Here is a 21,017-nt window from a genome sequence, read left to right on the forward strand (position 1 = left end):
GAAGATGATGCCCAGCGCCAGGGGAATCATCAGGCCGCTGGCCACCCCCTGGACTATGCGCGCCAGCAGCACGCCGGCGATGGACTCGGCCAGGGCGCCCAGCGCCGAGCCGGCGATGAAGGCCAGCAGCCCGAGGCGATAGAGCCGCCGCCGCCCGAGGCGCCCGGCCAGAAAACCGGTCAGCGGCATGGTGATGCCCATGGCGACCATGAAGCCGGCGACGATCCAGCTGGCCGCCAGCGGACCCAGGTCGAAGGCGGCGATGAAGGCCGGCAGGGCCGGATTGAGCGCGGTATTGGCCAGGCTGACGGTCACCGTGCCCAGCAGCACGTTCACCGCCACCCAGACCCGCGGGATCGCCACGCTCACGCCGAGGCCCTCCCGTTCCCGTCGAGGAACAGCTGCCGTGGGCGCGGATGGCAGAGGAAGTCCGCGTGGGAGATGTTGTAGCCATAGGCGCCGGCCAGGGGCAGCACCAGCAGGTCGCCCACCCGTACCTCACCCAGCGGCTGGCCGCGGCTGAGGATGTCCTTGGGAGTACAGAGCTGGCCCACCACCGTCCAGGCCTTGCCTCCGGTAGCGGTCGCCCGCGCCTCGCGGGGCAGGTGCAGCACCGGGTGATCGTGCCCCTGGGCCACCGGCAGGCGGAACTGGTGGGTCCCGCCGCGGCAGACCAGGAAGTGCTGGCCGTGGCTGGTCTTGGTATCCAGCACCTCCATGGCGTAGTAGCCGCAGAAGGCCGCGAGGAAACGGCCCGGTTCGAAGCGGATCAGCGGCGGCTGCGCCTGGGCGGCCAGACAAGCGCGCAGGTGCCCGCACAGCCGCGCCCAGTCGAATCGCCGACCTTCGCGGTAATCCACCCCGATACCGCCCCCGACGTTGAGCCGCACCAGGCTCTCCGGGCGCCGGGCCAGGCCGCGCCAGTGCGGCCAGCGTTCCAGGTAGAAGTCCAGCAATTGCAGATGGCGCTCGACCGAGTGCTGGTGCGACAGGGCATGCACATGGAAACCCTGCAGCTGCAGGTGACTGGCCGCCTCCACCGCTGCCACCGCGGTGGGCAGGTCGGCCTCGTCGAAGCCGAAGGGCGTCGCCGTACCGGCCATGGCCAGGGTACTGGTCAGCCCGGCCGGCAATTGTGGGTTGATGCGGATGTACACCGGCTGTAGCCGCCCCAGGAAGCGGGCCAGGCGTTGCAGGCGCTGGATCTCGCCGAGGCTCTCCAGGTGGATGGCTTCGACCCCGGCGCTCAGGGCGGTGCGCAGGTCGGAATCCAGCTTGCCCGGACCGGAGAAGATGAACGGCTTGCGCTGCGGGCAGGCGGCGAGGCGATCGATCTCGCCACCGGAGGAGATCTCGAAGCCGTGCACCAGCGGCGCCAGGGCCGCCAGGATCGGCGCCTCGCTGTTGGCCTTGATGGCGTAGTACAGCTCCACGCCCGGCGGCAATTCGGCCATCAGCGCGGCGACGTGCCGCCGCAGGGCATCGAGGTCGTAGACGAAGGCCGCCAGGGGATCGCTGGACTGCGCCTGGGCCTCCCGCAGGGCGGCGCGGACCATGGCCGGTAGCTCACCCATGACGCACCTCCGCGCCCCAGGGGCAAGGCAACTGCACATAACCGGCCTGGCGATCGGCCTGGGCGGCGAGGCGCACCTTGAGATTGGTCTTGCAGGGAATCGGCTGGCCGGCGATCAACGCATCCAGCTCGGGCGCGGCGCGTTGCAGATCCCGGCGGATGGCGATCAACTCGGCTTCCACCTGCCGCCACAGACGCGGCGCCAGGTGCGGACGCTCCCAGCTCAGCGCCAGCACCGCCTCGGCGAGGTTATTGACGAACAGGCAGTAGGCGATGCGCCGCCAGCCCTGGTCGCGGCTGTAGAGCAACGACTGCCGCACCCGGGGATGGACGTGGGCGTCCAGGGCCTCGGCGCCCAGGGAATCGGTCAGCTTGATGCCTTCGAAGTCGCGCAGCAGCAGCCGGACGGGCCGGCCATTGTCATGCACCAGCACGCAATTCTGCAGGTGCGGCTCCAGCACCACGCCGTGCTCGAAGAACAGTCGCAGCACCGGCCCCAGCAACAGCCGCTGGTAATCCTGGAACCAGGCCAGCCGCGCCTGATCGCTGGGTTCCCGACCGCCGCAGCGGCTGAGGAAGTCCTGCAGCAACGGCTGCAGGCGGGTGTCGCGGGCAAACAGGGTGCCGGCCAGCAGGCAGCAGTCGGCGCCATGCTCCAGGCAAAAATTCTCGCGCAGGATGGCGCCGGTCTGCTCGCGGAACCAGCGCTCGTCCTCGGCACTCGCCGCCGGCGGTGCCCAGCTCAGGGCCCCCGGCTCGCGCACCATGTCCAGACCCGCCACCCGCCCCTGCAGACGCTGCATGAGGCGATCGACGATCAGGCTGCTCTGCAGTTCGTACCAGGCGTTCTTGCGCACGCAATTGGTGATGCGCACATTCAGCGAGCCCTTGACGAAAAAGGTATGGCCCGCGCGGTACCAGGTGCGCATGGAGGCAGTGGGACTGGCCAGGGCGCCGCTGGGCCCGAGGTCATGGATCAGCCCCTGGCTGACCACCGCCTGGACCCGCGGATCGCCCAGGAACAGCTGCGCCTGGACCGGGTGCAGCACGATCCGCGCCCGCTCCGGAGCGGCCTGCGCCTGGTCCACAAAGCCTTGCAGCACCTGGGCATCGCTCAGGCCGTTGCCAGCCACCTGCAACCCGGCGCGCGGTACCTCCAGCACGTGCATGGGGGTGCTGGTGTGCAACTCCGGTGCATAGGCCTCGGCCGGCAGAGGCTCCGGCCAGCGCCGCGCCTTGGGCGCCGGGTGATTGGGATGGCCGAACCAGAGGCCCTGCTCGCTGGCCAGGTAGTCGCTGAGCGGAGCGAGATGTCGCGTGACCTGCACGTGGTCGACGATGGCCGCGGTCAGGCGCTGGCTCTGCAGGACCTGCTGCAGCAACTCGCCATTGTGGGCGCCGGCGAGTTCTTCGCAGGCCTCCAGCAGATAATCGATGAAGGCGGGAAAGTCCGGGCAATACCAGGGCTGGTCCCCGCGTCTTACATAGATATCGGATAGATAACGCTGACTGCCGAGTTCATCCTGTCGATCGACGACCAGAAAGAACTGGCGGTCTCCAGGAAAGTTGATCAGCAAGGGGACGCCGCCGTCTTGCAACCAACTCAGATGATTGGCCGGCGCTATACCGCGCCGATCTTCCGGCCAGTTATAAGTCAGGCACTTTTCCGGCAGCGCGAATTCCTTGATGAGGCAATTCATCAGGGCATGGGAAGACGCCAGCTCGCTGACGATGCGGGAAAGCAGCGTGGATTCGAAAGAAGTCATGGCAGTGTCCAGAAGGTTGGGCGTCGCGGGGAGCGATCCGGTGTCACGGCACTCGGGTGGTGCCTTGCGCTCAGCCACGGGGCTCGGCCAGCGCCGCCACGAGGGCCGCCTCCAGGCGTTCGAGCAGCACCAGGCAGTGGCTTTCCTGCAGGATCAGCGGGGGCAGCAGGCGCACCACGTTGCCGTCGCGGCCGCCGCGCTCCAGCAGCAGCCCCTGGGCGAAACAGTGGCGCTGGATGGCCGCCGCCAGGGCGGGATCGGCGGGCAGGCTGCCGAGCGAATCCGCTTCGCCACCCGCAGCGACGATCTCCAGGCCCAGCATCAGGCCGAGGCCACGGACATTGCCGATGGCGGGGAAACGTTCGCGCAGCCGCTCCAGATGCCGCTTGAGCCAGCCACCGAGCTGGGCGGCATGGCTGACCAGGCCTTCGCGCTCGATGACCTCCAGGGTGGCCAGCCCCGTGGCCATCGCCAGCTGGTTGCCGCGGAAGGTCCCGGTATGGCCACCGGGCTCCCAGGCGTCGAATTCGCGGCGAATCGCCAGCAGGGCCAGCGGCAGGCCACCGCCCACGGCCTTGGACAGCACCAGGATGTCGGGCTCGATGCCGGCATGCTGGCAGGCGAATAGCTCGCCGGTACGACCGAAGCCGGTCTGGACCTCGTCGACGATGAGCAGGATGCCGTGCGCCCGGGTGACCTGGCGCAGGGTCCGCAGCCAGGCCGCCGATGCCGGGTTGACGCCGCCCTCCCCCTGGACCGCCTCGACGATCACCGCCGCCGGCCGACAGACGCCGCTCTCCACATCGCCGAAGAACCGCTCCAGATAGCGCGCCAGGGCCGCGGCGCCCTGCTCGCCTCCCAGGCCCAGCGGGCAGCGGTACTCATGGGGATAGGGCAGGAATTGCACCCCGGGCATCAACCCCGCCACGCCCTGCTTGGGCGCGAGATTGCCGGTCACGGCCAGGGCGCCGTGGGTCATGCCGTGGTAGCCGCCGGAGAAGGCCACCACGTTGCTGCGTCCGGTGACCTTCTTGGCCAGCTTCAGCGCCGCTTCCACCGCATCGGCGCCGGACGGCCCGCAGAATTGCAGGCAGTAGTCTTCCGCCCGACCCGGCAGCAGGCCCAGCAGGCGCTCGCTGAAGGCGTCCTTGAGCGGCGTGGTGAGGTCCAGGCTATGCATGGGCAGACCGCTGCCGAGAAAATCGGTGATGGCTGCGGTGACCGCCGGATGGTTGTGCCCAAGGGCCAGGGTGCCGGCCCCGGCCAGGCAATCCAGGTAGGTCTGGCCTTCGACGTCGGTCACCCAGACACCAGCGGCCTTGGCGATGGCCAGCGGCAGCTTGCGCGGATAGCTGCGGACATTTGATTCGAAGCGCGCCTGGCGAGCGAGAAAGAAGGCGTTGTCGGCTACTGCGGTATCGCGACTGAGGGATGGTTGAAGCATGGCGTCAGACCTCGGGACGTTTATCTTCGGTAACGATAATCAGTTTCATTCTCATCTTTCAACCGCTATTCCGGTAAATAGCCCAGTCTTTGAACTCGCCCAACTTTGGCCAATCTGCGGACGATAAAAAACCCGAATTCACTACAGTCCGTTATTGAAATAGCTCGGCGATAAGCCTGATAAGGATCTTGTTTCAGCTATATCCGCAGGGCACTCCTGTCGATGAACAACGAATTTCAATCGAATAATGCAGCAAGGCTATTCCGTTAATTAACTGCTCATAAATGTGCCGCCGCGCAGGACTGCACCAGCCTTGCGCGGCAGCGGGCTCCGGCGGCGTCAGAACGCCAGGGTGGTGGAGAAGACGAAGGTCCGCGGCGTGGAGATCGTCAGGCCGGGTTCGCTGTCGTCGGACGCGCCGGCGGAGGCCCAGTAGCGCTCGTTCATCACGTTCTCCACCGAGGCCCTCAGGGTCACGCGGGTGGCGTCGACCTTGAAGGCGTAGCGCGCGCCCACGTCGAAGCGATGCCAGGCGTCGATTTCCTTGCTGTTGGCCTGGTCCAGATACTGGGAGCTGGTGTAGATCCCCCGTCCGGTCAGGGTCAGGCCGGGCACCGCCGGGATGTCCAGTTCGGCGCCGAGGTTGGCATTGAGCCTGGGCGTGGCCGGGGCGCGATTGCCGTCGAAGGTGCCGCCCACGGTGTCCTTGAGTTCGCTGTCGATGTACATCAGGCCGCCCAGCACGCGGAAGCCGGCCAGCGGCTCGCCGAACACGCTTAGCTCCGCTCCGTCATTAACCCGCTTGCCGTTGGGACCGAAGGTACGGCTGGCGGCGTTGGTCTCATAGGCTGGCTGCTTGATGCGGAAGGCACTCGCGGTCACGGCCACGGCACCGAAGTCGTACTTGGCGCCCACCTCCGCCTGGCGGCTGATGAAGGGCGGGAAGATCTCGTCCTCGTTCAGCGCGGTGGACGGCGCGATCTTGCCCTGGCTGAGACCTTCCATGTAGTTGGCATAGAGCGACAGGCGCTCGGTGGCCTTGAACAGCACCCCCGCCGAGGGCGAGACCTTTTCCTCGTCGTAGGCGGTGGTTTGCTTCACCCCATCGGACCAGTCGTCCACCTTGACCCGCTGCCAGCGGGCGCCGAGGGTGACCAGCAGGCGGTCGTCGAAAAAGCCCAGGGTGTCGGCCAGGGCCACGCCACTGAAGCGGTTCTCGGTGTAGTCCTTGGCATCGGACCGGGTGCGCACGCCCGGCGCGGGCAGGTCGCGGGGCGCATAGAGGTTGCTCGCCCCGCTGGCGTAGCGCCCGCCACCGTTCTCGAAGTCCATGTAGAAGTAGTCGGCACTGACATTGAGCTCGTGGCTGACCGGCCCGGTCTGCAGCCATTTGCGCGCGCCCAGGTTGGCGGTGCGGACGTTTTCGTCGCGGGTGAAGTCGCGCGGCTGGACGGTGAAATCGCCGGCGTCGTTGGTGAGGGACACATTGTGGCGGAGGAAATCGTGATCGCTGCGGCGCGCGCCCACGGCGCCGTAGACCATCAGCGAATCGTCGACGTCGAATTCGCCACGCAGGGCACCGAAGGTGTCCTTGGTCTGGGCCCGGGTCCAGCGCTGGGCATAGTTGTGGCGCACGTCGTCGGCATCGGGCACCCGGGCATTGGCGCCGACCAGCACCCGCTCCTGGGGCGCATCGGTGTCGCGCTCGGTGTGGCCGAGATCGAGGCCCAGGCGCAGGCGTTCCACGCGATAGTCCAGACCGAGCACGCCCATCTGCCGGTCGACATGCTGGTGATCCCAGGTGGTGTCGCCGGATTGCTTGACGCCGTCGAAGCGCATCCCGAAGCGATTGTCCGCGCCGAAGCGACGGCCGATGTCCACGGCGCCGCCCACCTGGCTGTCGGAGGCATAGCTGCCGGTGATTTCGGTGATGGGCTGATCGGTGGCACGCTTGGGCACCACGTTGATGCCCCCGCCGACGCTGCCGCGAGGCGAGATGCCGTTGAGCAGCTGGCTCGGCCCCTTGAGGATGTCGACCCGTTCGGCCATCTCCATGTCGATGGAATAGGTCGGCAGCACGCCATAGAGCCCGTTGTAGGCGACGTCGCTGTTGAACAGGCTGAAACCGCGGATGGTGAATTGCTCGAAGCGACCACCCGACGGATTGGTGGAGCGCACCGAGGGATCACTGGCGATCAGGTCGGTAAGGGTGCGGGCCTGGAGATTCTGGACGGTCTGGGCGGTGTAGGAGGTCTGGCTGAAGGGCGTGTCCATGAAGTCGCGATTGCCCAGCAGTCCCTGGGAGCCCTGCCGCGCGACCTGGCCGCCGGCGTAGGGCGTGTCATCCGCCTGCAGACTGGTGGCGACGATGGAGGTGCTGGCCAGCTCCTGGACGCCGCTGTCCTGCGGCGCTGGCGCCAGGGTGAAGTCGCGCTCCCCCAGCGGTTGCAGCCGCAGCCCCGAGCCGGCGAGCAGGCGGTTGAAGCCCTCCTCCACGCCATAGTCGCCGTTGAGGCCAGCGCTGTCGCGCTTGCCCACCAGTCCCGGATCCACCGCCAGATTGACGCCGGACTCCGCGGCGAAGCGCGTCAGCGTCTGGGCGAGATTGCCGGCGGGAATCTCGTAATGCCGGCGGGCGGCCTCCTGGGCCCAGGCGGAACCCGCCCACCAGGGAGTACCACTCAACGCCACCAGCAAGCCCGTGCGCAGCAACGGACGCAATACCAACGCCACCATCGAATCCCCTCCTTTGATTGTCCTATGCCGTTAATGACCGACAGGTACGGAAAAGGGGACAGACTTTTTTCAGGCGGCGACCGCGCGAGGTTTCAGGGTCACCCAGAAGCGGGTACGCCAGTGCAACTCCACCGGCAGCGTCGCCGCCAGCAGCGCCAGTACCCGGTCGGTATCAGCGAGCTGAAAGCTGCCGGTGACCCTGAGGTCGGCCACCGCGGGATCCCAGCGCAGCAGGCCAGGACGATAGCGACTGAATTGCTGCAGGAATTCGCCCAGTGGCTGGTCCTGGGCGATCAGCACGCCCTGGCGCCAGCTCAGCAGCGTCGCGGAAAACGGCTCTATGGCACCGATCCCCAGGGTACTCAGGCGCAACTGCTGGCCCTTGCCCAGTTCCAGCCCCGGCCCGCTCAGCGGTCGCACCCCCACGCTACCGCTGACCACGCGCACGTCGCATCCTTCATCGTCCTGCTGCACGCAGACCTCGGCCTGCTCCACCATCAGGGTCCCGAAGCGGGTATCCAGCCTCAGCGCCTGGGTACCGGGTACGCGCAGCGAGAGCTCGCCGCGAACCAGGGTCAGGCGTCGCCGGGTCTGATCCAGGTCCACGGCGGTCGCGGTATTGAGTTGCAGCAGGCTGCCATCCGCCAGGGTAAGGCTGCGGCGTTCGCCGGTGGCGGTGCTGAGATCGGCGGTCCAGGCGTCCAGCGGCACTTCCTGGGTCAGCCACCACCCCGTCGGTACCACCACCGCCAGGCCCAGCAACTGCCGCAGGGCGGTACGTCGGCCGCGATCGGCCGGTTGCAGACTGGCCATGGCCAGGCGCGACGGCACCGCGGCGAAGCGTTGCTGCAGCGCCAAGGCCGCCTGCCAGGCGCGCTCGTGCTCGGCATGGGCCTGGCGCCAGGCCTGCAGCTGCTGGTGTTCGCGCTCGCCAGCCGCACCGGATTCCAGCAACGCCAGCCAGCCCGCGGCCTCGCGGATCGCGGTCCGCCGCCGGTCCTGGGCGCCGTTCAGCACAGCTCCGCCAGCAGGCAATGTTCATAGGCCTGCGCCATGTATCTCTTGATGGTGCGCTCGGAGACCTGCAAGCGCTCGGCGATCTCGCGGTAGGTGAGGTCTTCGAGCTGGCTGAGCAGGAACGCATGGCGCACCTTGGCGGGCAGGCCGTCGAGCAGCTCATCGAGGGCCTGCAGGGTTTCCAGCAGGACCCAGCGTTGCTCGGGCGATGGCGCGCAGGCCTCGGGCAGCTCGGCCAGGGCGTCGAGATAAGCCTGCTCCAGGCTGCGCCGACGCTGGAAATTGATCAGCAGGCGCTTGCCGATGGTCACCAGGTACGCCCGCGGCTCCTGCAGTTCGCCCAGCACCTCGGGGTTGCGCACCAGCCGCAGAAAGGCCTCCTGGCTGAGATCGGCCGCATCCCATTCGCTGCCCAGTCGCCGCCGCAACCAGGCCTGTAGCCAGCCGCTGTGGTCGCAATAGAGCCGATGAAGATGGCGTGAGGATGCGAGAGCCATATCACTCATGACGGGTGCTGCCTGCTCGATGATGCTTAGATGATATTGATTCTACTTTACATCACGCATCGGCGACCAGCCCGGAGCCGTCTATCCCTGCCCTTTCGCCCGGAAGATGGGTAACTGCCAGCACGGAGTTCAGCCCGCCGGGCTTTCCGCCGGCACCGGCGACAGATCGACACTCCGGCAATAGTCCATAAACAGCCGCGTCGCCTTGGTCGGCTCGTTGTTGCGCAGGTAGGCCATGATGAAGGTCGAGGCCGGCATGTCGTCGTGGATGTTGACCTGGGCCAGGCGCTTGCCGTCGTAGGTCAGGTCGGTGGTCGGCCGGGTGACCAGCACGGAAAAGCCCAGCCCCTGCCCCACCATGCAGCGCACCATCTCGATGGAGGGGGAGCTGTAGGCCACCGTGGGGTGGTAGCCCTTCTCCTTGAAGATGTCGATGAAGTAGTTACGGCTGGGCACCACGTCCAGCAGGATCATGGGCTCGCGACTCAGCTCCTTGAGCGTCACCGCCTTCTTGCCCGCCAGGGGGTGGGCAATGGGCAACAGGGCATAGGGCTTGTGCGGCGCATTGAGCTTTTCCTTGGTGATGGAATCGCCCAGCTCCAGATCGTAGAGAAACACCAGGTCGAAGCGTCCCCGGTGCACGCCGTGCATGAGTTCGTGCTGCTCGCCGTCGTGCAGCTGGATGGTGATTTCCGGATAGAGCCGCTTGAAGCCGGCGACCAGCTTGGGCAGGTAGAGCGGCGCCGCGGATTCGAAACAGCCGATGGCCACGGTCCCCGAGACCATCTCGTTTTCCGCCTTGGCGTTCTGTTCCAGCTCGTGGGACAGCCGCAACAGTTCCTTGGCCTTTTCGTAGAGTCGGCGCCCGCTGGCGGTCAGGGAAACGCCCTGGGCGTGATGGCGGATAAACAACTTCTGCTCGAAACTTTCTTCGAGATTCTTGATGGCGACGGAAATCGACGGCTGGGATATGTGCAGTTGTCGCGCCGCCTCGACGATGCTGTCTTCCTCGACCACCGCGACGAAATAACGAAGTTGCCTGAGCGTAAAGTGGGTCACGGATTACCTATAGAGAAAAACTGTACAGAACTCGCCTCTGCATAGCCTTTACTCTCGAAGCGAAAGCTATGCCAGGCCGCTTGCGGCCGCCGCCCACTCCTATCAAACCCTTGAATATCCAGCGGATCTTCGTTGTATCCCTGCCGCGCTGATGCACCAAAATCCTGCACTATGGCCTTTTATGGCGGCACTTTGCCCCTTATAAGGGCATAGGGGGAAAAGCCTCAAGGAGCCGCTGCCTCTGTATAGCAAAGTCCTATACAGAGGCCCGTAATTTGTTAATTGACGATAAGTCCGCCGATTGCCAATTCTGTAATTGCAGCGACCGGACAGCCCTCTTCGGGCCTGTCCTTCCAATGAATGGCGACAGGTTTTAACGATGACTTTCGACTGGAACTACATGTTCGGCCTTATCGGCGACACTCAATTCTGGCTGGCAACCTGGACCGTCATCAAACTCAGTACCCTCACCTGGGTCATCAGCATCGCCCTGGGCTTCTTCATCGCCCTGGCCAAGCAGTCCCGGCATCCCGCGCTCAACCTGCCGGCCCGTGCCTACATCTGGTTCTTTCGCAGCGTGCCGCTGCTGGTGCTGCTGATCTTCATCTACAACCTGCCGCAGGCGCTGCCGGGCACCTCGGTGGTGCTGGCCGATCCCTTCTGGGCCGGCCTGATCGGCCTGGTCATCAGCGAGACGGCCTATGTCGCCGAGATCCACCGCGGTGGCCTGCTGTCGATTCCCAAGGGCCAGGGTGAGGCGGCGCGGGCACTCGGGCTGCGCTTTCTCGGCACCCAGTGGCGCATCGTCATTCCCCAGGCCCTGCGCGTGGCCCTGCCGTCGCTGGCCAACGAATACATCTCCATCGTCAAGCTCAGCTCCCTGGTGTCGGTGATCTCCCTCACCGAGATCCTGATGGTCGGCCAGCGGCTCTATTCGCAGAATTTCCTGGTCATGGAGACCATGGTGGCGGTGGCCTTCTACTACGTGCTGATCGTCACCCTGTTCGACTTCCTGCTCAAACGCCTGGAGCGCTACCTCGACGTCACCCAGCGCAAGGTGGTGCGGACCCCCGATGAACAGGTGCTGGCCCTGGCCACCCAGGCGTCGACCGCCAGCGCCAAGCCGCAGTGGGACGCCAGCACTCCCGCGCTGCAGGCAGCGCGCCTGCACAAGGCCTACAACGACGTCGAGGTGCTGGGTTCGGTCAACCTGCGCGTCCAGCCCGGCGAGGTGGTCTCGGTGATCGGCCCGTCCGGCTCGGGCAAGACCACCCTGATCCGCCTGCTCAACGGCCTGGAGCAACTGGACAACGGCGAGATCCGCATCAACGACCAGCCCTTCATCCACCTGCACAAGGACGGCGCCCAGAAGCCGCGCTTCATCGAGCACAGCGAGCATCGCCTGGACATCGGCATGGTGTTCCAGAGCTTCAACCTCTTCCCCCACCTCACGGTGCTGGACAACCTGCTGCTCGCGCCGCGCTATCACCGCCTGGATACCCCCGCGGCGCTCAGGCAGCAGGCCTATGCGCTGCTGCACAAGGTCGGGATGCTCGATCACACCTGGAAGTATCCGCACCAGCTGTCCGGCGGCCAGCAGCAGCGCGTGGCCATCGCCCGGGCGCTGATGATGCGACCCCAGATCATGCTGTTCGACGAGCCCACCTCGGCGCTGGATCCGGAAAAGGTCAACGAGGTGCTGCAGGTGATCGAGGCCCTGGCCCAGGAGGGCATCACCATGGTGATCGTCACCCACGAGATGAACTTCGCCTTCAAGGTCTCGGACCGCATCGTGTTCATGGAAAAGGGCCGCGTGGTCTGCGACGACGCGCCCCAGGTACTGCGCAACGGCCAGCATCCCCGCGTCGAGGCTTTCCTCAAGGACGTGTCCCTGGCTTGACCCCACCCTTGGCTTCTGGAGAACCCCTATGATCGAGCAAGCGCAACTGGACCAGTTTCATCGCGACGGCTACCTGGTGGTCGAGAACCTGCTGACGGCCGAGGAAATCGCCACCCTGCAGGCCGATTTCGAGCGCTGGGTCGAAGACAGTCGCAGCCACGCCGAGGCCTGGGGCGAGACCCAGGACGGCCGTGCCCGCTTCGACGTCGAACTGGATCACCGGCCCGATCACCCCTCCCTGCGCCGGGTCAGTTCGCCCACCGAGATCTCCGCGGCCTATCGCCAGGTCGCCTTCACCTCGCGGATGGCCCAGGTCGCGGCTCAGCTCATCGGTGGCAGCGGCACGCGATTCCACCACAGCAAGATCAATTCGAAGCTGCCGCGCACCGCCACCCAGGTGAAGTGGCACCAGGATTTCCTCTTCACGCCCCACAGCAACGATGACGTGGTCACCGCGCTGCTGATGGTGAGCGAGGTGACCCCGGAGAACGGTCCCCTCACCGTCATCCCCGGCAGCCACCGGGGCCCGCTGTGGTCGCACTGGCAGGACGGCCGTTTCACCGGCGCGGTCGACGACAACGTGGTGGCCGAGCGCTGCGGCGAGCCCGTGGCCTGCTTCGGCCCGGCCGGCTCGGTGTGCTTCATGCACACCCGCCTGCTGCATGCCTCCAGCCCCAACCAGACCGAGCTGCCGCGCACCCTGTTCATCAGCGTCTATGCCGCCGAGGACGCCCTGCCCTTCGGCGAGAATCCGCTGCCCAGCGAGCACGCCGGGGTGCTGGTGGCCGGCCAGGAAAGCGGGCTGGTGCGCAGCGTGGCCAACAGCGTGCGGCTGCCGCAGAAACCGCGCGGCGCGTCCTTCTTCGTCCAGCAGGCCGGGCTCGACCAGGCTGCCGTTTGACCCTTCCTACTCTTCAAGGAGCTTCGTCATGCAAAGATTCAGCAAAGCCTCGATTCGAATCCTCTCCGCCGCCGTACTGGGCGCCGGCCTGGCGCTGGTCTCCAGCCTGGCCTCGGCCGACTTCCTGCAGCCGGGCAAACTCGTCGCCGGTTCCGACCTGACCTTCTTCCCCTACGAATACGTGCAGGACAACAAGCCGGCAGGCTTCGACATCGAATTCGTCGAGGGGCTGGGCAAGCTCATGGGGCGCTCCGTGGAAACGCTGGACACCCGTTTTCCCAACCTCATCACCGGGCTGCAGGGCGGGCGCTTCGACATCACCAACTCCTCGATGTACATCACCGCGGACCGCCTCAAGGTGATCGACATGATCCCCTACCTGAAGAGCGGCGAGTCGATCATCGCGCTCAAGGGCAGCAGCTATCAGCCCAAGAAGCCGGAAGACTTCTGCGGCCACAAGATCGGCTCCATGGGCGCCACCTCCTGGCTGCAGCAACTGCACAAGCTCTCCGACGAGTATTGCGTGAAGAACGGCCTCAAGCCGATCGCCGTGAGCGAATACGGCACCGATCCCCAGACCACCCAGGCGCTGCTGGCCAAGGCCGTGGAAGCGCAGATCACCGACGCCGCCGTGGCCCGCGGCCTGGTGGAAAAGCTCGGCAATCGCGTGGTGATCTCCTCGGACAGCCTGATCTACCCGGTGCTCAACGGCTTTGGCGTGAAGAAGGGCAATGACCAGGTCAAGACCGCCCTGGTGGAGGCGCTCAAGCAATACAGCGCCACCCCGGAGTACGCCGCCCTGCTGCAGAAGTACAACTTCCAGGCGCCCACCGAGGCGGACATCGCCGCCCTGATGCCCAAGCCCTGAGCCTTCCGGAGGCACGACCATGGCACTTTCTCCCGAGGAACGGCTGCGCATCGATCTGGCGGCGACCTTTCGCATCATCGCCCACCTCGACATGCACGAAGCCGTCGCCAACCACTTCAGCGCCGCCGTCTCCGCCGACGGCAAGCGCTTCCTGATCAACCCCAAGTGGAAGCACTTCTCGCGCATCCGCGCCAGTGATCTGCTGCTGCTCGACGCGGAGGATCCGCAGGGCGCCGAACGGCCCGACGTGGATCGGACGGCCTGGTCGATCCATGGGCAGATCCATCGCCGGCTGCCGGAAGCCCGGGTGGTGCTGCACCTGCACCCGGTCTACATCACGGCGGTGGCCTGCCTGGCCAAACCCGAGGTGCCGCCCATCGACCAGAACACCGCGCGCTACTTCAATCGCCTGGCGGTGGACGAACTCTATGGCGGCATGGCCGACACCGAGGCCGAGGGTGCGCGCCTGGCCGGGTTGCTGGATGGCAAGCAGCGCCTGCTGATGGGCAACCACGGCGTCATGGTGATCGCCCCCACCATCGGCCAGGCCTTCGACGATATCTGGACCCTGGAGCGCGCCTGCCAGATCCTGGTCACCGCCTGGTCCACCGGCCAGCCGCTCAAGGTGCTCTCCGCCGAGGTCGCCGAGAAGACCGCCCGCGCCTGGGAAGGCATCACCGACTTCTCCGAGCAGCACTTCGCCGAGATGAAAGAACTGATGATCCAGCAGGACCCTTCCGTACTGGATTGATCGCCGCGGAGCCTGCGCGCTCCGCCCTCCTACTGCTTAGATGACGGCCGCACCCCGCCGCGTGGCCGAAGGGTACCCTCATGTCCACGTTACCGACCACGATCGACACCCTGGTGATAGGCGCTGGCCAAGCCGGCGTCGCCATGAGCGAGCACCTGGGACGGCTCGGCATCGAGCACCTGGTGCTGGAAAAGAATCGCATCGCCGAAGCCTGGCGCACCGGTCGCTGGGATTCCCTGGTGGCCAACGGCCCGGCCTGGCACGACCGCTTCCCCGGGCTGGAATTCCAGACGCCGCCGGACGGCTTTCCCGGCAAGGACGAGATCGCCGCCTACTTCGAGACCTATGCCCGGCAGATCGGCGCGCCCATCCGCACCGGCGTCGCCGTCACCCGGGTGACCCGTCAGGCCGGCCAGGCGGGCTTTCTGGTGGAAACCTCGGCGGGCAGCCTGAACGCCCAGCGCGTGGTGGTGGCCACCGGTCCCTTCCAGAAGCCGGTGATCCCGGCCATCGCACCCACGGACGAGGGCCTCTACCAGATCCACTCCGCCCATTATTTCAATCCGCAGCAACTGCCCGAGGGCGCGGTGCTGGTGGTGGGCGCCGGCTCCTCCGGGGTGCAGATCGCCGAGGAATTGCTGCGCGCCGGCAAGCGCGTCTATCTCTCCGTCGGCCCCCATGACCGGCCGCCGCGGGCCTATCGCGGCCGCGACTTCTGCTGGTGGCTGGGCGTGCTCGGCCTGTGGGATACCGAGACCATGCAGCCAGGCCGCGAGCACGTGACCATCGCCGTGAGCGGCGCCCGCGGCGGCCATACCGTGGACTTCCGCCGCTTGGCCCAGGCCGGCATGACCCTGGTGGGCCTCACCGACAGCTTCGTCGACGGGGTGGTGCGCTTTCGCCCGGACCTCAACCAGAATCTCGATGCCGGCGACGCCAACTACCTGGCCCTGCTCGACGCCGCCGACGCCTATGCCGCCCGCCACGGCCTGGATCTGCCCGAGGAGCCCGCTGCCCGCGAGCGGGTGGCGGACGCCGACTGCATCCGTGAACCGCTCAAGGAACTGGATCTGCGGGCTGCAGGCGTCAGCGCGGTGATCTGGGCCACCGGCTATGCCACCGACTTCAGCTGGCTGCAGGTGGATACCTTTGCCGACAACGGCAAGCCCAGGCACCAGCGCGGCGTCGGCGCCGAGCCGGGCATCTATTTCGTCGGGCTGCCCTGGCTCAGTCGTCGCGGCTCGGCCTTTATCTGGGGCTGCTGGCACGACGCCCGCCACGTGGCCGACCAGATCGCCATCCAGCGCCGCTACCAGGACTACCGTCCCAGCATCGAGACGACCGCCCACCCCCAGCAGTCGCGTAGCGCCTGACGCCCTTATCGAGACCCGGAGATCCCCCATGGCCACCCCGACCCACACCCGTATCCGCATGTTCAACACCAAGGACACCTACCCCAACCAGACCCTGGACAACGACCTCTGCCAGGCCGTGCGAGCTGGCAACACCGTCTATGTACGCGGCCAGGTGGGCACCGACTTCGAGGGCAACCTGGTCGGGCTGGGCGATCCCCGGGCCCAGGCCGAGCAAGCGATGAAGAACGTCAAGCAACTGCTGGAAGAAGCCGGCAGCGACCTCAGCCACATCGTCAAGACCACCACCTACCTGACCGATCCGCGCTATCGCGAGCCGGTGTACCAGGAGGTCGGCAAGTGGCTCAAGGGCGTCTTCCCCATCTCCACCGGCCTGGTGGTCGCGGCCCTGGGCCAGCCCCAGTGGCTGATGGAGATCGACGTCATCGCCGTGATCCCCGACTGAGGCCGCCCCATGACCTTTTCCCTCATCGCCCGCTGCGCCGAGACCGGCCAGTTCGGCATCGCCATCAGCTCGTCGAGCATCGCCGTAGGCGCCCGCTGTCCCTGGCTGCAACCCGGGGTCGGTGCGGTCAGCTCGCAGAACATCACCCTGCCCGCCCTGGGACCGCGCACCCTGGAGCGCCTGGCGCAGGGTCTGACACCCGCGGCGGCCCTGGCCGAGAGCCTGGCTGGCGACGGCTACGCCGAGTATCGCCAGGTGACCGTCATCGACGCCCAGGGGCGCAGTGCCCACCACAGCGGTGCCCATACCCTGGGCGTGCACCAGGCGCGCAGCGGCCGGGACTGCGTGGGCGCCGGCAACATGCTGGCGAGCCCCGCGGTGGTAGAGGCGCTGGTGGAGAGCTTCGAAAGGAGCCAGGGCGCTCTTGCCCAGCGCTTGGTGCTGGCCATGCAGGCGGCGATGGCTGCCGGCGGCGAGGCCGGCCCGGTGCACTCGGCGGCGCTGCTGGTGGTGGGCGACGCCAGCTGGCCCATCGTCAATCTGCGGGTCGACTGGGCCGAGACGGACCCCATCGGCGAGCTGGCGGCGCTGTGGCGCGCCTATGAACCCCAGTTGCAGGACTACCTCGACCGCGCGGTGCGTCCAGATCTCGCTCCCGGCTACGGCGTCCCGGGAGACGACCGATGAGCACCAGCCGCGAACTGCTGGCGCAGCTGGTGGCCTTCGACACCACCAGTCGCGAATCCAACCTGGCGCTGATCGACTTCGTCGCCGGCTACCTGGAGGGCTTAGGCGTACCCTACGAGCTGATCCACAACGGCGCAGGCACCAAGGCCAATCTGTTCGCCACCCTGGGGCCGGCGGACGTTCCGGGCATCGTGCTCTCGGGGCATACCGACGTGGTGCCGGTAGACGGCCAGGCCTGGACCCGTCCCCCCTTCGCCCTCAGCGAAAGCGCCGATCGGCTCTACGGTCGCGGCACCGCCGACATGAAGGGCTTTCTGGCCTGCCTGCTGGCACTGGTGCCCGCGGCCAGCCGTGCGGCCCTGCGCCGCCCGCTGCACCTGGCGCTGTCCTACGACGAGGAAGTCGGCTGCCTGGGCGTGCGCAGCCTGGTCGACCAGTTGGCCCAGCGTCCGGTCAAGCCGCTGCTGTGCCTGATTGGCGAGCCCACGGAGCTGAAACCCGTGCTCGGTCACAAGGGCAAGGTAGCCATGCGTTGCCAGGTGCACGGCGCGGCCTGTCATTCGGCCTATGCACCCCAGGGCGTCAACGCCGTCGAATACGCCGCGCGCCTGATCGTCGAACTCGGCCGGCTCGGCGAGGCGCTCAAGACAGCGGAACGCCAGGACCCCCGCTTCGATCCGCCCTTCTCCACGGTGCAGACCGGCCTCATCGGTGGCGGCCAGGCCCTGAACATCGTGCCCCAGGACTGCACCTTCGATTTCGAGATCCGCGCCCTGCCCGCCCAGGACCCCTACCAGGTGATCCATCAGCTGCAGGCCCATGCCGAGGCGACCCTGCTGCCGGCCATGCGCGCCATCAGCGGCCAGAGCGCCATCCGCTTCACCGAGCTGTCGAGCTATCCCGGCCTGGATACCGCCATCGAAAGCGAGGCGGCCGACTGGATCGCACAGTTCTGTGGCTCCCGCGAATTCGGCACGGTGGCCTTCGGTACCGAAGGGGGGCTGTTCGCGGCAGCGGGCATCCCCACTGTGGTCTGCGGCCCCGGCAGCATGGCCCAGGGCCACAAACCGGACGAATTCATCACCCAGGCCCAGCTGGATGGCTGCGATGCCATGCTGGGGCGGGTGTTGGCCTTCGCCTGCCGCTAGCCCGATCATTCCATTTTGCGGAATGCTGAACTGACCAGAAGGCCGATTCCCACGCAAGCGATCTGATCCCAAGCTGGTAGCACCTATCGGGCCCCCTCGGCCCGCTGCCTGCCAGGAGTTGGATCATGAAGCTCTATCACACCCCGCTGTCCGGTCATGCCCATCGCGCCGTGCTCTTCGCCTCGCTGCTGGGTCTAGAGGTCGAGCTGATCGACATCGATATTCCGGGCGGCGCCAATCGCACGCCGGCATTCCTCGCCCTCAATCCCTTAGGCCAGGTGCCGGTACTGGAAGACGACGGCGTGGTCGTCGCCGACTCCAACGCCATCCTCGTCTACCTGGCGAAAAAGGCCGGGCGCACCGATTGGCTACCGGAAGATCCGGCCGGTGCCGCCGCCGTCCAGCGCTGGCTGTCGGTGGCCGCCGGAGAACTGGCCTATGGCCCGGCAGCGGCGCGGCTGATCACGGTGTTCGGCGCCCGCCTGAATCCGGAAGAAGTCATCGCCCGCGCCCATGTCCTGCTCGAACGCCTGGAGGCGCACCTGACCACGGGCAAGTGGCTGGCTGCCGATCACCCGACCATCGCCGACATCGCCCTCTACAGCTACCTGGCCGGAGCGCTGGAAGGCAATGTGCAGCTGGCGCCCTATACGGCAGTGCGCGCCTTCCTGCAGCGGGTGGAGGCCCTGCCCGGCTTCGTGCCCTTTCCCGAGACCGCGGCCGGCCTCCGGGCCTGATCGCGTCGTCACCCTACTGGAGGCCAAGGTCATGCACGAGCCCCTACCCACCTGGCACGCCGGGGAAACCTTCATCCAGGAACGGCTGGGCGTCCGCGAACGCCTGGAGGCCCTGGGGCCGCGGGTGATCCGGCCGTTCATGCCCGACCAGCATCGGCAGTTCTTCGCCCAGCTGCCCTTCGTGATACTGGGCAGCGTGGATGCCGCCGGCGACGCCTGGGCGACGATCCTGGAAGGCCAGCCGGGCTTTCTCGCCTCGCCCACGTCCACCACCCTGGATATCGCCGCCCGCCCCGCCAGCGAGGATCCAGCGGCGCCCGGGCTGGGCGCGGGCGCGGCCGTGGGCCTGCTGGGCATCGAGTGGCACAGCCGCCGCCGCAATCGCATGAACGGCAGCCTCAGCCCCACGGCCCAGGGACTGCGCGTGACGGTAGACCAGAGCTTCGGCAACTGCCCGCGCTATATCCAGCTGCGCGACCTGAGCTTCGCCCACGAACCGGGCGCCGCCCCGGTCACGCCCGGGGAGCAGCTCGCCAGCCTGGATGTGGCGGCTCGCGCGCTCATTGCCGGCGCCGATGCCTTTTTCGTCGCCTCCTACGCCGACCAGCACGGCCAGCGACGGGTCGATGTCTCGCACCGGGGCGGCAAGCCGGGCTTCGTCCGGGTAGACGCCGAGGGCCTGCTGACCATTCCCGACTTCAACGGCAATCTGTTCTTCAACACCCTGGGCAATGTCGTCGCCAATGGCCGGGCCGGACTGCTGTTCGCGGACCTGGAGCGCGGCGATCTGCTGCAGCTGAGCGGTACCGCCGAGGTGCTGTTCGACTCGCCCGAAATCGCCGCCTTCGAAGGCGCCGAACGCCTCTGGACCTTTCGCCCTCAGCGTATCGTCCGTCGCCGTGGTGCCCTGGCGTTGCGCTGGCAGGCGCAGCCCGGCGGCGAGTCGGACAGCAGTCGGCTGACCGGCAGTTGGGCGGAAGCCGAGTTGCGCCTGCGGGCCAGGGCCCAGGACCGGCACTGGCGTCCGCTGCGCATCATCCGGATCGTCCAGGAGAGCGCCACCATTCGCTCCTTCCACCTCGAATCGGTGGACGGTTCAGCCCTGCCCCCCTACCAGGCCGGTCAATTCCTGCCGATCCGGGTGACAGCCGAGGCGGGGCAACCCTCCTTGGTGCGAACCTATACCCTGACTTCCCTCCCCGCCGACGGCCATTACCGCATCAGCGTCAAGCGCGACGGCCTGGTCTCGCGACTGCTGCACGACCGGCTGCGCGAAGGCGACCTGATCGAGGCCCGGGCGCCCGCCGGCGACTTCACCCTGGCGGCCGCGGCGGAGCGCCCCCTGGTGTTCCTGGCCGCCGGGATCGGTATCACTCCGTTGCTGGCCATGCTGCGCCAGGCGGTCCATCAGGGTCGGCGGCCAGTCACGCTGTTCTATGGCGCCCGGACCCTGGCGGAACGGGCCTTCGACCGGGAACTCGCCGAGCTGACGGCCAGGGCTCCGGAAACGCTACGGGTGATCAGGGTGCTGAGCGATCCCGCGGCTGCCCTTCCCGGGGTGGACCATGACGTCGCCGGACGCATCGACATGGCGCTGCTGGGCCGCCAGCTGCCCTTCGGTGACTATGACTTCTACCTCTGCGGTCCCGCGGCCTTTACCCAGGGCCTCTATGACGGCTTGCGCGGTTTTGGCATCGAGGATGGCCGTATCCATGCCGAAGCCTTCGGGCCGGCCGGCCTGGTGCGCAGCGGTGCGGCGACGGCTGAGGCCGTACGGCCTGCCGCCTCTACCGAGGCCGTCCGGGTGCGCTTCGCGGCGTCCGCTCGGGAGGCGCAGTGGACGCCCGCCTCCGGCAGCCTGCTGGAGCTGGCCGAGGCCCAGGCCCTGGAGCCCGCCTTCAGCTGTCGCGAGGGGCACTGTGGCAGCTGTCGCACGGGACTGCTCCAGGGCGCGGTCACCTATGCCCAGGAACCCGCCGCGGCGGTCGCCGCCGACCAGGTCCTGCTCTGTTGCGCGCGGCCCGCCACCGGGTCCGCGCCACTGGAACTGGATCTCTAGGCTGGCCAGCCTGGCCGGGTCGACTACCATGGACGTCTTGCCGGGCC

The 21,017-nt window shown here is 67.3% G+C and carries 18 protein-coding genes; 10 read left to right on the plus strand and 8 right to left on the minus strand.

Annotation, left to right across the window (positions count from 1 at the left end):
• From GSQ95_RS12695 to GSQ95_RS12730, 8 genes are all read right to left on the minus strand, one after another.
• On the minus strand, positions 1 to 369 hold a 369-nt coding region (locus GSQ95_RS12695; RefSeq protein WP_158973813.1), incomplete at its 3' end, for an MFS transporter.
• Complete coding sequence (locus GSQ95_RS12700) at positions 366 to 1,574, minus strand: type III PLP-dependent enzyme (RefSeq protein ID WP_158895591.1); 1,209 nt, start codon at positions 1,572 to 1,574, stop codon at positions 366 to 368. The genes GSQ95_RS12700 and GSQ95_RS12695, both read right to left, overlap by 4 nt.
• Positions 1,567 to 3,339, minus strand: coding sequence for an IucA/IucC family siderophore biosynthesis protein (locus GSQ95_RS12705; RefSeq protein ID WP_158895589.1), 1,773 nt, complete (start codon positions 3,337 to 3,339; stop codon positions 1,567 to 1,569). The genes GSQ95_RS12700 and GSQ95_RS12705 overlap by 8 nt, the downstream gene beginning before the upstream one ends.
• Before the next feature lie 70 nt (positions 3,340 to 3,409).
• Positions 3,410 to 4,783: a diaminobutyrate--2-oxoglutarate transaminase gene (locus tag GSQ95_RS12710; protein WP_158895587.1), complete on the minus strand. Its 1,374-nt coding sequence runs from the start codon at positions 4,781 to 4,783 to the stop codon at positions 3,410 to 3,412.
• A gap of 339 nt (positions 4,784 to 5,122) precedes the next feature.
• On the minus strand, positions 5,123 to 7,519 hold the full coding sequence (locus tag GSQ95_RS12715; protein ID WP_158895585.1) for a TonB-dependent receptor: 2,397 nt from the start codon (positions 7,517 to 7,519) through the stop codon (positions 5,123 to 5,125).
• Between the two features lie 69 nt (positions 7,520 to 7,588).
• Positions 7,589 to 8,533 (minus strand): FecR domain-containing protein, encoded by a 945-nt coding sequence (locus tag GSQ95_RS12720; protein WP_372240089.1) that lies wholly within the window; start codon positions 8,531 to 8,533, stop codon positions 7,589 to 7,591.
• Positions 8,530 to 9,042 (minus strand): sigma-70 family RNA polymerase sigma factor, encoded by a 513-nt coding sequence (locus GSQ95_RS12725; RefSeq protein WP_158895581.1) that lies wholly within the window; start codon positions 9,040 to 9,042, stop codon positions 8,530 to 8,532. Before GSQ95_RS12725 ends, GSQ95_RS12720 begins: the two co-directional genes overlap by 4 nt.
• 129 nt (positions 9,043 to 9,171) lie before the next feature.
• Positions 9,172 to 10,101, minus strand: coding sequence for a LysR family transcriptional regulator (locus tag GSQ95_RS12730; protein WP_158895579.1), 930 nt, complete (start codon positions 10,099 to 10,101; stop codon positions 9,172 to 9,174).
• A 379-nt stretch (positions 10,102 to 10,480) separates the two neighbouring features.
• Between GSQ95_RS12730 and GSQ95_RS12735 the strand changes: the two genes are divergently transcribed.
• The 10 genes from GSQ95_RS12735 to GSQ95_RS12780 all read left to right on the plus strand — a co-directional run bounded on the left by GSQ95_RS12735 (position 10,481) and on the right by GSQ95_RS12780 (position 20,970).
• On the plus strand, positions 10,481 to 12,001 hold the full coding sequence (locus tag GSQ95_RS12735; protein WP_158895577.1) for an amino acid ABC transporter permease/ATP-binding protein: 1,521 nt from the start codon (positions 10,481 to 10,483) through the stop codon (positions 11,999 to 12,001).
• Between the two features lie 28 nt (positions 12,002 to 12,029).
• A complete protein-coding gene (locus tag GSQ95_RS12740) occupies positions 12,030 to 12,902 on the plus strand; it encodes a phytanoyl-CoA dioxygenase family protein (RefSeq protein ID WP_158895575.1) in 873 nt (290 codons plus the stop codon).
• A gap of 28 nt (positions 12,903 to 12,930) precedes the next feature.
• Positions 12,931 to 13,770 carry an ABC transporter substrate-binding protein gene (locus GSQ95_RS12745; RefSeq protein ID WP_158895573.1) on the plus strand — a complete coding sequence of 280 codons (840 nt, stop codon included), beginning with the start codon at positions 12,931 to 12,933 and terminating at the stop codon, positions 13,768 to 13,770.
• 19 nt (positions 13,771 to 13,789) lie between these two features.
• On the plus strand, positions 13,790 to 14,521 hold the full coding sequence (locus GSQ95_RS12750) for a class II aldolase and adducin N-terminal domain-containing protein (RefSeq protein WP_158895571.1): 732 nt from the start codon (positions 13,790 to 13,792) through the stop codon (positions 14,519 to 14,521).
• Between the two features lie 80 nt (positions 14,522 to 14,601).
• Positions 14,602 to 15,894 (plus strand): NAD(P)/FAD-dependent oxidoreductase, encoded by a 1,293-nt coding sequence (locus tag GSQ95_RS12755; protein WP_158895569.1) that lies wholly within the window; start codon positions 14,602 to 14,604, stop codon positions 15,892 to 15,894.
• 28 nt (positions 15,895 to 15,922) lie between these two features.
• Positions 15,923 to 16,339: a RidA family protein gene (locus tag GSQ95_RS12760; protein ID WP_158895567.1), complete on the plus strand. Its 417-nt coding sequence runs from the start codon at positions 15,923 to 15,925 to the stop codon at positions 16,337 to 16,339.
• 9 nt (positions 16,340 to 16,348) lie between these two features.
• Positions 16,349 to 17,026 (plus strand): DUF1028 domain-containing protein, encoded by a 678-nt coding sequence (locus GSQ95_RS12765; RefSeq protein ID WP_158895565.1) that lies wholly within the window; start codon positions 16,349 to 16,351, stop codon positions 17,024 to 17,026.
• The gene (gene argE / locus GSQ95_RS12770; RefSeq protein ID WP_158895563.1) at positions 17,023 to 18,174 is read left to right on the plus strand and encodes an acetylornithine deacetylase; all 1,152 of its coding nucleotides are present in this window, start codon (positions 17,023 to 17,025) and stop codon (positions 18,172 to 18,174) included. Before GSQ95_RS12765 ends, argE begins: the two co-directional genes overlap by 4 nt.
• A 125-nt stretch (positions 18,175 to 18,299) precedes the next feature.
• A complete protein-coding gene (locus GSQ95_RS12775; protein ID WP_158973815.1) occupies positions 18,300 to 18,911 on the plus strand; it encodes a glutathione S-transferase family protein in 612 nt (203 codons plus the stop codon).
• A gap of 31 nt (positions 18,912 to 18,942) precedes the next feature.
• Complete coding sequence (locus GSQ95_RS12780; protein WP_158897141.1) at positions 18,943 to 20,970, plus strand: pyridoxamine 5'-phosphate oxidase family protein; 2,028 nt, start codon at positions 18,943 to 18,945, stop codon at positions 20,968 to 20,970.
• Positions 20,971 to 21,017: the final 47 nt, after the last annotated feature.

Source organism: Pseudomonas sp. BAV 4579, from assembly GCF_009765395.1.
GTDB classification, from domain to species: domain Bacteria; phylum Pseudomonadota; class Gammaproteobacteria; order Pseudomonadales; family Pseudomonadaceae; genus Chryseomonas; species Chryseomonas aestiva.

Coding starts and splice junctions, on each gene's coding strand:
- GSQ95_RS12700 (WP_158895591.1), bottom strand. CDS start 1,574: ATGGGTGAGCTACCGGCCATGGTCCGCGCCGCCCTGCGGGAGGCCCAG.
- GSQ95_RS12705 (WP_158895589.1), bottom strand. CDS start 3,339: ATGACTTCTTTCGAATCCACGCTGCTTTCCCGCATCGTCAGCGAGCTG.
- GSQ95_RS12710 (WP_158895587.1), bottom strand. CDS start 4,783: ATGCTTCAACCATCCCTCAGTCGCGATACCGCAGTAGCCGACAACGCC.
- GSQ95_RS12715 (WP_158895585.1), bottom strand. CDS start 7,519: ATGGTGGCGTTGGTATTGCGTCCGTTGCTGCGCACGGGCTTGCTGGTG.
- GSQ95_RS12725 (WP_158895581.1), bottom strand. CDS start 9,042: ATGAGTGATATGGCTCTCGCATCCTCACGCCATCTTCATCGGCTCTAT.
- GSQ95_RS12735 (WP_158895577.1), top strand. CDS start 10,481: ATGACTTTCGACTGGAACTACATGTTCGGCCTTATCGGCGACACTCAA.
- GSQ95_RS12740 (WP_158895575.1), top strand. CDS start 12,030: ATGATCGAGCAAGCGCAACTGGACCAGTTTCATCGCGACGGCTACCTG.
- GSQ95_RS12745 (WP_158895573.1), top strand. CDS start 12,931: ATGCAAAGATTCAGCAAAGCCTCGATTCGAATCCTCTCCGCCGCCGTA.
- GSQ95_RS12750 (WP_158895571.1), top strand. CDS start 13,790: ATGGCACTTTCTCCCGAGGAACGGCTGCGCATCGATCTGGCGGCGACC.
- GSQ95_RS12755 (WP_158895569.1), top strand. CDS start 14,602: ATGTCCACGTTACCGACCACGATCGACACCCTGGTGATAGGCGCTGGC.
- GSQ95_RS12760 (WP_158895567.1), top strand. CDS start 15,923: ATGGCCACCCCGACCCACACCCGTATCCGCATGTTCAACACCAAGGAC.
- GSQ95_RS12765 (WP_158895565.1), top strand. CDS start 16,349: ATGACCTTTTCCCTCATCGCCCGCTGCGCCGAGACCGGCCAGTTCGGC.
- argE (WP_158895563.1), top strand. CDS start 17,023: ATGAGCACCAGCCGCGAACTGCTGGCGCAGCTGGTGGCCTTCGACACC.
- GSQ95_RS12775 (WP_158973815.1), top strand. CDS start 18,300: ATGAAGCTCTATCACACCCCGCTGTCCGGTCATGCCCATCGCGCCGTG.
- GSQ95_RS12780 (WP_158897141.1), top strand. CDS start 18,943: ATGCACGAGCCCCTACCCACCTGGCACGCCGGGGAAACCTTCATCCAG.